1 protein-coding gene is annotated in these 664 nt (G+C 41.0%); it reads left to right on the top strand.

Annotated features, from left to right (window positions below):
* Positions 1-664 (top strand): IS5-like element ISAha3 family transposase (locus ACSC97_RS18235; protein WP_436662356.1); only part of this gene is annotated, 664 nt, incomplete at both ends.

Raw genomic sequence — 664 nt, 5'->3', positions numbered from 1 at the left:
CGTACAACCAATTGGTCCTCGTATAACCAAGCTTTAATCAAGCGAGGAAATATTTCAATCTGGTTTGATCCTAAGACGCAATGGTATGCACAACCACAAGGCAAGCAAGGACGAAATCAAACTTATTCCGATACAGCGATTCAATGCTGTTTAATGATCAAATCTCTATTCCGTCTTTCTTTACGTATGGTTACTGGCTTTGTTCAAAGCCTGATTAAACTCTGTGGCTTGAATTGGACAGCACCAGATTACTCCACCCTTTGTAGACGACAAAAGCATATTGATATTGCGATAAGCTATCAGAAAAGTCATGATGGGTTACACCTACTTGTCGACTCTACGGGTTTAAAGTTTTTAGGTGAAGGCGAATGGAAGCGTAAAAAACATCAGCCTGAATACCGTCGGCAATGGCGTAAACTGCATATTGGTATAGATGCTGAAACACTGCAAATACGTGCCGTTCAGCTTACTACAAATAATGTCAGTGATTCACAAGTACTAGGTGATTTACTGGATCAAATTCCACTAGATGAGCGAATAGATTCTGTCTATACCGATGGCGCGTACGACACGAAGTGCTGCAGAAAAGTGATTTCAGATCGTCAAGCACATGCAGTAATTCCACCCAGAAAGAATGCCAAGCCCTGGAAAGATTCTAAAATAA

The sequence above is a fragment of the Acinetobacter sp. P1(2025) genome, from assembly GCF_051390655.1.
Taxonomy (GTDB): domain Bacteria; phylum Pseudomonadota; class Gammaproteobacteria; order Pseudomonadales; family Moraxellaceae; genus Acinetobacter; species Acinetobacter junii.
This window is presented reverse-complemented; position numbering and strand designations above follow the sequence as displayed.